This window comes from Paenibacillus rigui (genome assembly GCF_002234615.1).
GTDB lineage: Bacteria > Bacillota > Bacilli > Paenibacillales > NBRC-103111 > Paenibacillus_S > Paenibacillus_S rigui.
Map to the genome: position 1 here is coordinate 16,529 of NZ_NMQW01000016.1, position 13,816 is coordinate 30,344.

Here is a 13,816-nt window from a genome sequence, read left to right on the forward strand (position 1 = left end):
GATCTATTTTTCCATAGGGTACCTCACGCCCAATCAATACGAGCGTACATTCCAATACACGGCGTAATTCTCTCGATTTGTTGTGTCAAATTTATTGACAGAGTCCAGAACAACTACGAAATTTGGGTTGTTCTTTTTTATTTGAAAGAACCCGAACTATTGGATGGTATTCGTTCGGGTTTTTAAGCTTCCTTGCTTTTTCTAAAACCTAAAGAACCCACTGCTCAACCCTGACGAAGCGAACTTTATCGCCACCCAGTGACTATTATGCTAAAGGGAGCATTACTTTTTGAACAAACACTACACGATCCGACAAAAATGATAGAAAAATAGAGAATTTTAGATTTTTCCACTTTGCATAAAAGCTAGAATCTGTTAGGATATAAAGAAATACGATAGATTTAGTGTGAATTAAAAGGAGGCACCTTTTCGTGACAAAAACGACGCATATGGATCAACCTGATTCCATACATGAAATGACGCATTTGGATCAACTCGAGGCTGAAGCGATTTATATTATAAGAGAAGTAGCGGCGGAATGTGAGAATCCCGTGATGCTGTATTCGATCGGGAAGGATAGCTCCGTGATGCTGCATTTGGCGCTGAAAGCTTTTTATCCCGAGAAACCGCCATTTCCGTTCATGCATATTGATACAACATGGAAGTTTAAAGAAATGATCGAATTCCGCGATCGCAAAGCGAAAGAATTCGGGATTGAAATGATTGTACACTCGAATCAGGAGGGTATTAATCAAGGGATCAACCCAATGGATCATGGCGCCGCGTATACTGATATTATGAAAACCCAAGCGTTAAAACAGGGATTGGACAAATACGGATTTACGGCTGCGTTTGGCGGCGGAAGACGTGATGAAGAGAAGTCGCGTGCGAAAGAACGGATTTTCTCGTTCCGGAATAAGAATCATGCGTGGGATCCGAAAAACCAACGGCCGGAAATGTGGAAGCTTTTCAACACAAGAATTAATAAGGGAGAAAGCATTCGCGTTTTCCCCATATCCAATTGGACGGAAAAAGATATTTGGCAATACATTCGAAGAGAAAATATTGATATTGTGCCTCTCTATTTTGCAAAAGAAAGACCCGTCGTCAATCGCGATGGACATATGGTCATGGTGGATGATGATCGGTTGAAGCTCGAGCCTCATGAACAAGTTGAAATGAAAAAGATGCGGTTTCGCACATTAGGCTGCTATCCTCTTACTGGCGGCGTCGAGTCGGAGGCGGATACGCTGGATGCCATTATCGAAGAAACGCTTGGTGCGGTTTCATCTGAACGGACAAGCCGGGTGATTGACCAAGAAGCGGCTGGAAGTATGGAAAGACGGAAACGGGAGGGCTATTTCTAAAATGAAAAAAAGTCTGCTTAAATTTATTACATGTGGAAGCGTAGATGACGGAAAGTCTACATTAATTGGACATATGCTTTATGATGCGAAGCTCTTGTTCGCCGATCAAGAAAGAGCATTAGAGCTGGACAGCCGGCTTGGCAGCCGCGGCGGCAAAATTGACTATTCCCTACTTCTTGATGGGTTGCTGGCTGAACGTGAACAAGGGATCACGATTGATGTGGCCTATCGGTATTTTACGACGGACCACCGTTCCTTCATTGTAGCCGACACACCGGGACATGAAGAATATACACGGAACATGGCGGTTGGCGCCTCCTTTGCTGATCTCGCCGTTATTCTTGTGGATGCAACCAAAGGGGTCATTACCCAAACCAAGCGGCATGCCCGGATTTGCGCACTCATGGGAATTAAACATCTGGTACTAGCTGTGAACAAAATGGATTTAGTAGGCTTTGATCAAAAGATATTTGATGCGATCAAAGAAGATTTCTTCCAAAATACCAAGGAATTCCACCTTCAAAGCATACAGGTGATCCCTGTTTCTGCTACAGAAGGGGATAACATTACCAAAAAATCGCAGCACACCTCTTGGTATGAGGGCCCTGCTTTGTTAACCTATTTAGAAAATGTGGATGTTCATAATACGGATGAAGCAAAACCATTTATGATGCCCATTCAGCGTGTCTGTCGACCGGACCATACGTTTCGCGGGTTCCAAGGCCAGATTGAGGCTGGAAGTATTGCGGTGGGCGATGAGCTGACAACCCTGCCTAGTCACGAGAAAGCGAAGGTCAAACGGATCTTAGTGACAGACCAAGACAGGGATTCGGCTCACGCCGGACAGCCTGTAACGATTCAATTGGATCGTGAGGTCGATGTTTCGCGGGGCTGTGTATTCACCAAAGACAGTCAATTGAAAGAGGCGGATAGCTTTAGCGCCACGATTCTTTGGATGGATGATTCCGTGCTGACTCCCAGTAAAAATTATTTGGTCAAAGTAGGAACGAAGATCTTGCCCGGTACTGTGACGGCCATTAAGCACAAAATCGATATTAATACCGGAAACACGGTTCCAACAGATCGAATTACCAAAAATGAATTGGCCAAATGCGAATTTTCTTTATCGGACAACATCGTTTTTGATTCCTTTGAGCAATATAAAAGCATTGGCGGATTTATTCTAATCGATCGCGTAACCAATATGACCTCCGCTTGCGGAGTCATTGACCAAGCTCTTCAAAGCTCCGACGGATTGGTAAAGCTAGATACAGAAATCACCAGAGATGTTCGTGCTGAGCAAAAGGGACAGAAGCCATTAACCCTCTGGTTCACCGGTTCGGCTTCGGATCAATCAACCCTTGTGAAGGAAGTCGAGAAACGGTTGGTATCTAATGGCTACCATACCATGCTACTCGAGAATGGCCAGGGAGAATCGACGCTGCGAATGGCAGAAGTTGCGAAATTGATGAACGATGCGGGTCTTATTGCATTGGTATCGAATGATTCACTGCACGACAACGACCGTGAAACCGCGCGGGACATCATTGGAAAAGAATATATTGAGGTTTATGTAAAAGGACTTTCTGCAGGCGATACGCCTGGGAACCCGGAAATCGAAATCGATACAAGCGGGTATTCCATTGATGAAGCCGCGAATGATGTAGTGAAACGAGTTCTAAAAAATTTAATCAATCAATAGCTTAAACATATCGAAACAACAAATATTCTTTGAAAAATAGTATCCCTACATCATTGTGAATCATGATGTAGGGATATTTTTTGGAAAATCGAAACTGTCGCCGCGGCGCCGGAAAAATACTGCTCTAACAAGCAAGAATCATGTCACACCCCGCCACCCTCCCTCGTCTTATAGATATCTTAAGACGAGGGAGGCTTTTTACTATGAACCATTACGACACAGCGATCATCGGCGGGGGAGTCTCAGGGCTGCTGGCGGCCATCGAGGTGGCTCAAGCCGGGAAGCGGGTTATTGTATTGGAGAAATCATCGCATGTTGGTGGGCGGGGCATAACGGTTCGCAAGCAAGGGGCGCTGCTGAATCTGGGCGGGCACGCGGTCTATCGGGATGGGGCTGCCTATAAAGCGCTGCATAGGCTCGGCATCAAGCTGGAGGGCGGTCGACCCGGGAATGGAGGGAGCGTTATCTGGAAGAACAGGCTCATTCCGCTGCCGGGCGATCCGTTGAAGCTGCTGACGTCCCCATTGTTCTCCTTCGCTGGTAAAATGGAGCTGGGGCGCCTGATGACGCGCATCGGGAAAGTCGATACAACGGGCCTCGGTAACGTCAGTCTGCGAGTCTGGGCCGAGCGGCACATCCAGGATCCGATGGTGCGTCATATGTTCTATACGCTGTGCCGGACGGCGACGTACAGCCGCGATTTGGATTACCAGACGGCAGCCACCGTGCTGCATCAGGTGAGGGTATCCCTGAGCAGCGGCGTGCTGTATTTGGACGGCGGCTGGCAGCACATTGTCGACCAGCTGGAGCAGCTGGCCATTAGCCGCGGGGTGACGATTCGGACCGGCGCTGGCGTCCAGGCCATCAGCCATGCCGATGGAGCCGTTGAGGGCGTGAGGCTTGGAAGCGGGGAGCCGCTTCAGGTAAGCAGCGTGATCAGCACGCTGGCTCCTGCAGATAACGTGCGCCTCGTTTCCGGTGCGGAGCATACAGCGCTTCAGCGCTGGAAGGAGGATGCCCGCCCGATTACGGCGGCGTGTCTCGATCTGGCGCTGAAACGGCTGCCCGTTTCAGGGAGGGATTTCGTGCTGGGACTCGACCAGCCCGTTTATTTTTCCAATCATTCTAGGGCGGCTAAGCTGAGTGAGGACGGGATGGTGGTCGTCCACCTTATGAAATATAATGATGTACACGAGCAGTACGATCCCAAAACCGCGGAGCAGCTGCTCATGTCGACGATGAATCTGATTCATCCCGGCTGGCAGCAGGAGGTCGTGGCGAAGCAGTTTTTGCCGAACCTAACGGTCGTGCACGATTACCCGCATAAGGCCCGCAGGGACGATAAGCCCGGGCCGGTCGTGCCGGAAATTCGGCGGCTGTACGTCGCAGGCGATTGGGCGAGTCACGGCGAAATGCTCCTGGATGCTGCAGCGGCAAGTGCGGAGCGTGCAGCTATGCAGCTGATCCGGGATGCTGCTAAGGTGCAGGATGCTGTCACCGTGTGAGCCAAGCGCAGCAGGGGAGCGCGCTATTGTCAGTGGCAGTGGATATGACTGGGGTATAGTCCTACAGAAGTAATAACCACAAAGAGAAGTGGGGATTGACATGGAGAAAGTGCGGTTCACGGAAGATATATACGCCTCCTACAAAAATTTGTTATTTGCACTTGCCTACCGGATGATGGGGAGTGTCGTGGAGGCGGAGGACATTGTTCATGAAGCCTTTTTATCCCTTCAGGGAGCGGAGCCTGAGCGCATCACGCATCTGAAATCCTACCTGTGCAAAATCGTCACGAACCGCTGCATCGACCGGCTGCGTTCCGCACAGAAGCAGCGGGAGGTGTATATCGGGCCATGGCTGCCCGAGCCGCTTGTAACGGACCGGGCTGGCGGCGGTAGCGATCCTTACCAGGCGTATGCGCAGCACGAATCGCTCTCTACCGCGTATTTGCTGCTTCTCCAGCAGCTATCCTGGGTGGAGCGCGCGGTGTTCCTCCTGCGGGAAGTGCTGCAGTACGACTATGAGGAGATTGCCGCCATCGTCGGAAAAAGCAGCACCAACTGCCGCCAAATTTTCCACCGCGCAAAGCGGAGCATCCACACGGATGCCGGGCGGCAGACGGCGGCTTCTTCTGCTTCGCCGGATCATCAGCGGCTGGTAGAGCAGTTCGTATCGGCGCTTACGAGCGGCGATATGGGCAAGCTGATGAATATTTTAACACAGGATGCGACCCTATTCTCCGATGGAGGAGGCAAGGTCACGGCCGCTGTACGTCCGATTCTGGGTGCGGCGCGCATTACAAGCTTCCTGGAGGGAGTTAGGATGAAGATCGCCTCCGACTTTTCCTGCAAATTCGTGTTCGTCGGCGGGGAGCCCGGTCTGGTCACTTACTCAGGCGGAGCTGCCGGTAGCGTCCTTTCCTTCCGAATCGAACAGGGACGGATCGCAGGCATATATATTGTGGTGAACCCCGATAAGCTGACGCTTGTTCGTTAGCTATGCATATAGTGACCTGGCTACGGTTTATGGTAAAATAAAGAAACCGGCACACAAACACAGCGGTAGCTTGGAACTGTTAAGTTCATAGCTGCCGCTGTGATCCATTTTGGGAATGTGCAGGATGGAAGAGAAAGCTTAGGTCAATGCCTCTGCAACTTGTGGGTCTGCTAGCTTCGCCGTAAACCAGTTGGGATACAGCGGCTCAGGTCGTGTCAGTTGCTCTAAAGCTGCAAGCTCACCCGGTGTAAGCTCCAACTCGGCAGCCTTCAAATTATCGTGGAGCTGAGCTAATTTACTCGCTCCCAGCAGCACACTGCTCACATGCTTCTGTCCCATGAGCCAGGCGATGGACACTTGTGCAGCGGTTGCCCCGTGTTGTTGCGCAATGTCCTTTACCGTATCCAGAATCACAAATCCTTTTTCCTTATCATGCGGCAAAAAGTCAAACCCGCTCAACCGATTATTCGGATCATTCAGGTTATGGCGCGTATATTTGCCGCTTAAGAAACCGCCGGCGAGAGGGCCCCATACGGTCATTCCGACACCACTGCTTGTCATGAACGGTACGGTATCGTGCTCGACATCCCGGCCAATCAAAGAATAGTACATTTGTCCGTTAATAAAGGCTGCCCATCCCCGCTCGCGCTGCATCTGAACCGCTTGAGCAGCAAGCCATGCCGGCCAGTTGGAATAGCCGATATACCTGATTTTTCCTTGCCGTACAAGATCATTCAACGCTTCCAGCGTTTCTTCCAGCGGAGTAAACGGATCGCTCTTATGGACGATATACAAATCGATATAATCGGTGTTCAAGCGCGCCAGGCTGGCTTCACAGGCATCGAATAGATGCTTGCGGGATAGTCCGGTCTGGACAAGAGCCGATCCTACCCGCATACCGGCTTTAGTCGCGATAATGGTTTCATTCCGTTTGGAGCCCAACAATCGACCTAGCATGACTTCACTGTGTCCGTCAGCATAAGCGTCTGCCGTGTCAAAAAAGTTTATGCCCGCGTCCAAGGCATGATCGACCAGATTTTGCGCGAGCTCATGATCCACTTTATAGACGCTTGGAATGTTTCCGGATCCGAAAGTCATGGCCCCAAACCCCAGCCTCGATACGATTAATCCGGAATTGCCTAATTTTGAGTACTTCATTTGTGTTCAGCCTCCCTGCAGGATTGGTTTCCTTATTCTTGATTTAAGTATACTGGGCATGAGGAGGCTTTTCTTGAACGGGATGATCATCGAATTGTACAAAATACTCATTTCATTAAGCAAGCGGAGCCGATTTCAGAGCTAGAGCGAAAGCATGACCCCCGGGCGGTGCCCGAAACTTTGTTGATGAAAAGGGAGGCGGTTCGACTTGCCCAACGTTCCAATCATGACAGGAGGCGCTTTTGAAAAGGGGGAGCTAAAGATTTCGGGGTGGGAAGACGTTTCTCCTCAAGAAGCCTTCGAGCCGGCTTTGTCCGAACATCTGCTAGTCATCCATCTGACCCCGAAGCCGGTACGCGTGTTCGAACGGGCGGACGGGTACAGTGGAGACGGGGTGGCTCAGCGTGGACATATCAACTTGTTCTCTGCAGGCGATATGTCTTTTTGCAGGTGGGAAGAACATATTTCGTTTATTCGACTGGATTTGCCGCCGTCGTTAACCGACCAGGTGGCTGCTGAGATGGAGCTGCCGCAAGGGGGCAGCATCGATTTCGGCAGGCATATTCGTTTGCAAGACGAACGGGTCGTACACTTGGCTCAGTGGCTTTTGGCAGAGCGGAACAACGGGGAGCCAGGCGGGAAGCTGTATGCCGATTCACTCATACGGATGCTGTCGGTTCATCTGCTGCAGCGTTATGGTGCGGTAGTTACCGGACTGCAGCTCCCAGCACAGCAGCAGTTAGTCCGAAAGCAATTGAATGGGGCATTGGAATATATTCATGCGCATCTTTTTGAGGATATTTCCTTGAATGATCTGGCGGCAGCAGCTTATGTGAGTTCTTCGCATCTGGTGCGTCTGTTCAAGGAAGCCACCGGGCTGCCCCCGCATCAATATGTCATCCATGAACGAATACAAAGAGCACGGCAGCTGCTGCTTGGCGGCAGTACCGTGAAAGAAGCAGCTGCGGCGCTCGGCTTTAGTGACCAGAGCCACTTACACCGTCATTTCAAAAGAATCATCGGCATGACGCCGCGTGAATTTGTGCGTCAATCCCGTTGAACCTTAAGGAAGATGCCTGACGACCTTACAATCCTTAGGATCATCATGTATCCATACACCACCCTCCCCAAAATCCTCACGTTCAACACAAAAACCCGTAAGACGGTTGCTTTTTTCAAAGTGTCCATCTTGCGGGTTACATTTCATATACCAGGGAATTATTTTTTATGATTCAAACGGTTGATAGAGTAATCTAAAAATTCTTCAATTTGTTCTATACTAATTCCGGAATCGATAGCTTTTTTGATGAGATGATGCCAATCATTCTCGGTTTTTTCGTCGATATTCGAATTCTTCTGCAAAAAGACATCAACTGATATATGAAAAACGGACGCGATTTTCTCAAGAAATTCGATAGAAGGATTGTGTTGAATGTCTCTTTCAATACGACTTAGATAAGACTTGGCGACCCCGGCGCTTTCGGCTAACTCGGATAGAGATAAGCCTTTTTCTATTCGAAGCTGGCGTATGCGTTTTCCAATCATGGTTAGACACCTTTTTCCACTGAATTTCTGATCGTGTACTTACTAGGGGGGAACATAGGCACCCCGGAATCTGATTTCAACGATTCATGACAGGTGCAACTACAGACTCACTTCGGGTGCAATTTCCGGTAGTCATTACTCCTGTTAAATTTATTATAAGGGGTGTTTGTGTGTTAACACAATACTTCTCCTTGTAATTGTTCCATATTTTAACTTGTAAATAGGTGCCTTAATTGGCGTTTTTTTATTTTATTCCAAAATTCAGGAGGTAATTTTTATGGAAGGAGTATTGTTGGAGGCATGTCGAAAGGCCAAAAGGCGCATATTCTAGGCACACTGAACTACTATAAATTCGGAAACCCGACGTGTCATTCAAAAAACGTGCTAATGAGATTATATAGTTAATCTATTTGCAAAACAAGCAGAGCCTGCTCCTTAAGAATCAAATGTACCGGTTCAGTCCATCAAGATAAAAAATCAATTATATCCGCTAATGGAGAGAGTTATTCGGATAATGCAGCATGATAATCGACCGCCATTATTCGTTGTGTAATAGACCTGAAGTCATGATTTAGAGGCAGTGATTAAAGAGTTTCCTGAATCATTGAACGTTTTATCCTATGGAAGCAATTGGGTTATATGGACTATTTCAAATATCAAAGAGGCTGCCATATAATTGAAACAGAATCGTTCCCTAAAAGGAACAATGTAAAATAAGCTCGAATTTTTTCTCTTCATGGCGATAAGATAGGGCATTCCTGAGCCATTATCTTAACATTTTTATCACTAAATGGGAAATCAATCCTGAGGTTTGAACCGCATGCTGGTAGAACTCGCTCAAGAGGGAAAAGGGAGATGAGAAATGCAGCGATTTATTGCAAAACGCAAGTAACGCAAGTGACGCAAGTAAATAGATACAGGGAGAAGATCCGGAGGGAGAGGTTAAGTTTGATTGCCCACTTGTCTGTAGCAATCGGAATTATCTACGTTATTCTCACAATAATTTCAATCTGTTTGACATCTATACTTGTTCTTAAAGTAAGAAAGAAACGGATGGAAGAAAAAGCGAATGAGTGCCAAAACAAGCTTCAAGATTACTTTATATACTTGCAAACACATATCGATAGCGAGGAAAAATTAAAGCTGCCGCATTATCGGCTAAATCAACATGAACGGCATGCTGTGCAAAAAAAACTGATCGAGTTGATCGAATGTCTTAAGGGAACGCATCGCCGGAAATTAATTAAGCTGTGCGAAGACATGCAATTGGTTAGAGATGATTTAATACGTCTGCAAAGTCCGCTGCCATGGATAAGAATCGATGCCATCTATAATTTGGGGGGGATGAGGTCAGAGCAGGCCATCTTGGAGCTTATGAAAATGCTGGAGCGTAGCAAGTATAATCCAAGCGTTTTTATCACTGCCCGTTCCATTGCCAAATGTGCTGACAAATTAGAACACTTGAGGGAAATGGCGCAGCTTCTCGTGAGATATCGAAAAAGCTTCCACGAGCTGGTTGTTGATATCATTAAGGAATCGGAGATGGATTGTACCCCGTTGATAGTGGAGTTCCTTGATAATGAAGACCATGATTTAGTCAGCATAGCGCTGGTAGGACTTCCCCCTTACGTTATTCCAAGTCTGGCTCCTATACTATATCGTTTGACGGAATCCGGAAATAAGGAAATACGAATCAAAGCGGGGAAGCTATTATACAACGATAACTGTTATGCCATTGACCAGGAACATGAAATGAGAGGAGATGACAATCATCTGTCGGAGATAGACAGGCTGTTCCTTAACAATCGCCAACAGCATTTGAGCCCAAGATTATCTCGGAACGAGCACTACACCAAGGCCGTGTAACCTTAATTGAAGGGAGAAGTCATGAGAGATATCTTATTAGGTTATGGGATATTTGTTATCTACTACGTAGTATTCATTAATAGTCTTTATTTAACAATTTTGTTGTTCTCATTCAAGAAAATGTACTCGATTGTAAAAAACAGTGCTTATTCAAGGTTTAAGACATTATCCGGCTCAGAATATGTTCCGCCAATATCCATTCTTGTTCCGGCGTATAACGAAGAATTGACCATTATCGAGAATGTTCGTTCATTGCTTGCCCTCAATTACCCCAAGTATGAGGTTATCGTCATTAATGACGGATCGAAGGATGCCACAGTAGATATTCTGATTCATGAATTTGGGCTCAAGCCCTCCGATCGTAAATTGAGAAATAAGTATTTGGAAACTGCAGCCGTTAGAGCAATTTACCACAACCCTCACTACCCAAATCTCTACTTAATCGATAAGAATAATGGGGGTAAGGCTGATTCGCTGAATGCCGGCATTAATCTATCCCATTATCCATTAATTGCTTCGATTGATGCTGATTCTCTGTTAGAGAAAGACGCTCTCATTCGTATCGCTAAGGTATATATGGAAAATCCCGGTGAAACGGTAGCTATTGGTGGAATTGTTCGAATCGCCAATGGCTGCGAGATCGAAGACGGAATTGTTAAGAAGGTTCATTTGCCCGATAAAATGCTTCCGATGTTTCAAACTGTCGAGTATTTAAAGGCATTTTTGGGAGGGAGAATTGGCTGGAGCTCCATCAATGGATTAATTATTGTATCGGGAGCTTTTGGCGTATTCCGTAAGGATTATGTTATTAAAGCAGGCGGGTATCGTGGCGGATATCCCGGAGAAGATATGAACATTATTATTAAGCTTCATAAGTATATGCTGGAACGTAAATTGCCTTACCGTGTTGCCTATTGCCCTGATGCCGTTTGCTGGACGCAGGCCCCTGATTCACTGCGAATACTTGGCAGCCAACGAAAGCGTTGGGGACGGGGAAATCTGAAAAATATGATTGAGTACGGGATACATTTGGTTTTCCGTCCAAAGTATAAAATCATAGGGCTGTTAACGATTCCTTATAACATTATCTTTGAAACGTTGAATCCGTATTTCAGGTTTACCGGGTTTTTGGCCTTGGTCGGTTACGTCTTATTAGATTTAGCCAATTGGCATGTCCTGGTGATCTTTAGTTTATTGAACCTTCTCTATGGAGTACTTCTTGGAGTCGGGTCCTTGCTGCTGGAAGAGATAGCGTTTAGACGTTATCCGAGAATTAGAGATGTGTTCAAGATGATTTTCTTTATTGTATTTATGTTCTTAGGGTATCAACAACTGGGGGTGATCTGGAGATTCTTAGGGCACATTGAGTTTTTCAGAAACAATAATACTTGGGGAACGATGACGAGAACCAGCTTTAGCAATGATAAAAAAACGACTGCATAGGGAGGAAGCTATATTAATACCATCGATACTATCGATAAAAAGCAGTCTCAAAAGTTGCAGGATGCGTTTGAGCTGTTTCTCACCTACTATAAGGTGAATCAATTATCTTGCGGGATCATTCTTGCCGGATCCAAGGAGATCAATGACAATCACTTGCAGGAAATGAAGGCTTACTTTGGAAAGGGGGGATCGCAGTTAGTTTCACAATATTATTACGATCATGAAACTGGAGTTTTGGCAATTTTATTGGCCGATCGAAATCTAAGCTTTACTCATTATCAGTCTCTTATTGTTAAAGACTATCTGCAGGAACGCAATCTTTTGGATGGACAAATCTTAATCGCCAGCTTCCCCGAAAACGGAAATTCGGCTGTACAGATATTAAAAGAGATGCAGGATAAGATGAGTAAAGATAAAGGAAAATCAGGCGAAATTCGTATCAGCAATTTTGAAGCTCAGGCCTCAAAGGAACAGAATCATATATTGGTGGTAAGTGATGATGAAACGGTGAATGAGTTTTTAGGGATTTATTTGTACCAAAAAGGCTACACCGTTCATTTCGCCAGCAACGGCAGGGATGGAATACAAAAATACATGGAGCTTAAGCCGGACTTGGTTATTTCGGAGTTAAGTTTACCGATCGTAGACGGGTATCACCTTATTCATACGATCAAACAGAGTGAACACAATAAAAGCAGTAAAATGATGGTGCTAACGGATAAACGATTGGAAGACGACATCAAAAGATCGTTTGAAATGGGCGTCTCTGATTATATGACAAAACCTTTTTCTCCTATTGAGTTGGAAGCTCGCCTTAAAAGATTGTTTCAAACAAACTAATATATAAAGGAGAAATGTAATTATGAAAAATTATTCTAATTTGAAACAACTCATTGTATCGAAAACAGCAAAAGTCGGGGTAATCGGACTTGGGTATGTGGGTCTTCCGCTTGCTATGGAGATGGTGAAAAGCGGCTTTACCGTGGTAGGCATTGATTTGGATGTCCGCAAAATCGAAACCTTGAAAGCAGCCAAGTCCTATATTCAGGATGTACCGGATGAAGTGATTCAATCGAGCATTGAATCAGAACGGTTTTTTCCGACAGCAGATTATGCGGCACTTGAGGATCTGCATGCAATCAGTATTTGTGTACCGACACCGCTCAGTGAAAATCAGGATCCGGATACTTCTTATATTACCAGCGTCGTAAGTATGATCAAAAAGCACATGAAAAAAAGTATGCTGATTACACTGGAGAGCACGACTTATCCCGGTACAACGGAAGAGCTGATTCAATGGGAATTTGAAAAGGTCGGTTTAAAGGTTGGAGAAGACTTCTTCCTCTGCTTTTCTCCCGAGCGTGTCGATCCGGGGAATCGTTCCTTTAATACATACAATACACCTAAAGTCATCGGTGGCACGACGCCGAAGTGCGCGGAGCTGGGCTCGCTTTTATACGGAAATACGGTAAAAACCGTAGTTACCGTCTCTTCCCCCAAAGTAGCTGAAATGTCTAAACTGCTTGAAAACACATTCCGGAGCGTTAACATTGCGTTCATCAATGAAATGGCCATGATGTGCGATAAGATGGGGATTAATATTTGGGAGGTTATCAAAGCCGCTTCTACGAAACCGTTTGGGTATATGCCATTTTCTCCTGGACCGGGTATTGGCGGACACTGCATCCCTCTGGATCCGATGTATTTATCCTGGAAAGCCAAAGGCTTTCGCTTTCATAGTCAATTTATCGAGCTGGCTCAGTCGATTAATGACAATATGCCGGATTACGTCATCAGCAAAACGTCTCAGGTTCTTAATATATATGCCAAATCGATCAGAAGATCAAACATACTCATTCTAGGTATGGCCTACAAATCGGATATTGATGATTTGCGTGAGTCCCCGGGCTTGCACATCTACGAGTTGTTTAAAGAAAGAGGAGCGCGTGTCGATTACTTTGATCCGCATGCACAAAGCTTTGTTGATAAATACGGGAATACGGTTCAATCCATTGCGTATGATTTGGAGAAGATGCGGAGCTATGATTGCTTTGTGCTCGTGACGGGTCACAAAAGCTTTGATTATCAGGAATTTGCCGATTTAGGCGTAGCCATTGTTGATACCCGAAATGCCTTCGAAGGCATTGATGCACCTCATATCTACCAGCTTGGGACATCCGTCATATTGCCGGAAGAACAAGAATTGCTTCTTTTGGCATAACTGCGGATGGGCAGCTTA

General features: G+C 46.2%; 11 protein-coding genes. 9 read left to right on the forward strand and 2 right to left on the reverse strand.

Features of this window, described 5'->3' with window-relative positions; translation table 11 throughout:
- Window positions 1–449: 449 nt before the first annotated feature.
- The 4 genes from cysD to CF651_RS11055 all read left to right on the forward strand — a co-directional run bounded on the left by cysD (window position 450) and on the right by CF651_RS11055 (window position 5,565).
- Window positions 450–1,367, forward strand: a complete 918-nt coding sequence (gene cysD / locus CF651_RS11040; RefSeq protein WP_094014945.1) for a sulfate adenylyltransferase subunit CysD — start codon at window positions 450–452, stop codon at window positions 1,365–1,367.
- A gap of 1 nt (window position 1,368) precedes the next feature.
- Complete coding sequence (locus tag CF651_RS11045; protein WP_094014915.1) at window positions 1,369–3,069, forward strand: GTP-binding protein; 1,701 nt, start codon at window positions 1,369–1,371, stop codon at window positions 3,067–3,069.
- Between the two features lie 203 nt (window positions 3,070–3,272).
- Complete coding sequence (locus CF651_RS11050) at window positions 3,273–4,574, forward strand: phytoene desaturase family protein (RefSeq protein ID WP_094014916.1); 1,302 nt, start codon at window positions 3,273–3,275, stop codon at window positions 4,572–4,574.
- Window positions 4,575–4,674: 100 nt separating this feature from the next.
- The gene (locus CF651_RS11055) at window positions 4,675–5,565 is read left to right on the forward strand and encodes an RNA polymerase sigma-70 factor (RefSeq protein ID WP_094014917.1); all 891 of its coding nucleotides are present in this window, start codon (window positions 4,675–4,677) and stop codon (window positions 5,563–5,565) included.
- Between the two features lie 138 nt (window positions 5,566–5,703).
- Here CF651_RS11055 and CF651_RS11060 read toward each other — a convergent pair whose 3' ends face one another.
- Complete coding sequence (locus CF651_RS11060; RefSeq protein WP_094014918.1) at window positions 5,704–6,723, reverse strand: aldo/keto reductase; 1,020 nt, start codon at window positions 6,721–6,723, stop codon at window positions 5,704–5,706.
- Window positions 6,724–6,931: 208 nt separating this feature from the next.
- On the opposite strand from CF651_RS11060, the gene CF651_RS11065 reads away from it, so the two are divergent.
- Complete coding sequence (locus tag CF651_RS11065) at window positions 6,932–7,783, forward strand: helix-turn-helix transcriptional regulator (protein ID WP_094014919.1); 852 nt, start codon at window positions 6,932–6,934, stop codon at window positions 7,781–7,783.
- 158 nt (window positions 7,784–7,941) lie between these two features.
- Here CF651_RS11065 and CF651_RS11070 read toward each other — a convergent pair whose 3' ends face one another.
- The gene (locus tag CF651_RS11070; RefSeq protein WP_094014920.1) at window positions 7,942–8,268 is read right to left on the reverse strand and encodes a helix-turn-helix domain-containing protein; all 327 of its coding nucleotides are present in this window, start codon (window positions 8,266–8,268) and stop codon (window positions 7,942–7,944) included.
- Between the two features lie 855 nt (window positions 8,269–9,123).
- Here CF651_RS11070 and CF651_RS11075 point away from each other — a divergent pair.
- From CF651_RS11075 to CF651_RS11090, 4 genes are read left to right on the forward strand one after another with little or no spacing between them, the layout of a single operon-like run.
- Window positions 9,124–10,134: a hypothetical protein gene (locus CF651_RS11075; RefSeq protein WP_094014921.1), complete on the forward strand. Its 1,011-nt coding sequence runs from the start codon at window positions 9,124–9,126 to the stop codon at window positions 10,132–10,134.
- Window positions 10,135–10,155: 21 nt separating this feature from the next.
- Window positions 10,156–11,577, forward strand: coding sequence for a glycosyltransferase family 2 protein (locus tag CF651_RS11080; RefSeq protein WP_094014922.1), 1,422 nt, complete (start codon window positions 10,156–10,158; stop codon window positions 11,575–11,577).
- Between the two features lie 54 nt (window positions 11,578–11,631).
- Window positions 11,632–12,417, forward strand: coding sequence for a response regulator transcription factor (locus tag CF651_RS11085; protein ID WP_245855836.1), 786 nt, complete (start codon window positions 11,632–11,634; stop codon window positions 12,415–12,417).
- 22 nt (window positions 12,418–12,439) lie between these two features.
- A complete protein-coding gene (locus CF651_RS11090) occupies window positions 12,440–13,798 on the forward strand; it encodes a nucleotide sugar dehydrogenase (protein ID WP_094014923.1) in 1,359 nt (452 codons plus the stop codon).
- The last annotated feature ends 18 nt before the right edge of the window (window positions 13,799–13,816 follow it).

What these genes read in the sequence shown, in the direction of transcription:
- cysD (WP_094014945.1), top strand. Translation starts at nt 450, where the DNA reads ATGGATCAACCTGATTCCATACATGAAATGACGCATTTGGATCAACTC.
- CF651_RS11045 (WP_094014915.1), top strand. Translation starts at nt 1,369, where the DNA reads ATGAAAAAAAGTCTGCTTAAATTTATTACATGTGGAAGCGTAGATGAC.
- CF651_RS11050 (WP_094014916.1), top strand. Translation starts at nt 3,273, where the DNA reads ATGAACCATTACGACACAGCGATCATCGGCGGGGGAGTCTCAGGGCTG.
- CF651_RS11055 (WP_094014917.1), top strand. Translation starts at nt 4,675, where the DNA reads ATGGAGAAAGTGCGGTTCACGGAAGATATATACGCCTCCTACAAAAAT.
- CF651_RS11060 (WP_094014918.1), bottom strand. Translation starts at nt 6,723, where the DNA reads ATGAAGTACTCAAAATTAGGCAATTCCGGATTAATCGTATCGAGGCTG.
- CF651_RS11070 (WP_094014920.1), bottom strand. Translation starts at nt 8,268, where the DNA reads ATGATTGGAAAACGCATACGCCAGCTTCGAATAGAAAAAGGCTTATCT.
- CF651_RS11075 (WP_094014921.1), top strand. Translation starts at nt 9,124, where the DNA reads ATGAGAAATGCAGCGATTTATTGCAAAACGCAAGTAACGCAAGTGACG.
- CF651_RS11080 (WP_094014922.1), top strand. Translation starts at nt 10,156, where the DNA reads ATGAGAGATATCTTATTAGGTTATGGGATATTTGTTATCTACTACGTA.
- CF651_RS11090 (WP_094014923.1), top strand. Translation starts at nt 12,440, where the DNA reads ATGAAAAATTATTCTAATTTGAAACAACTCATTGTATCGAAAACAGCA.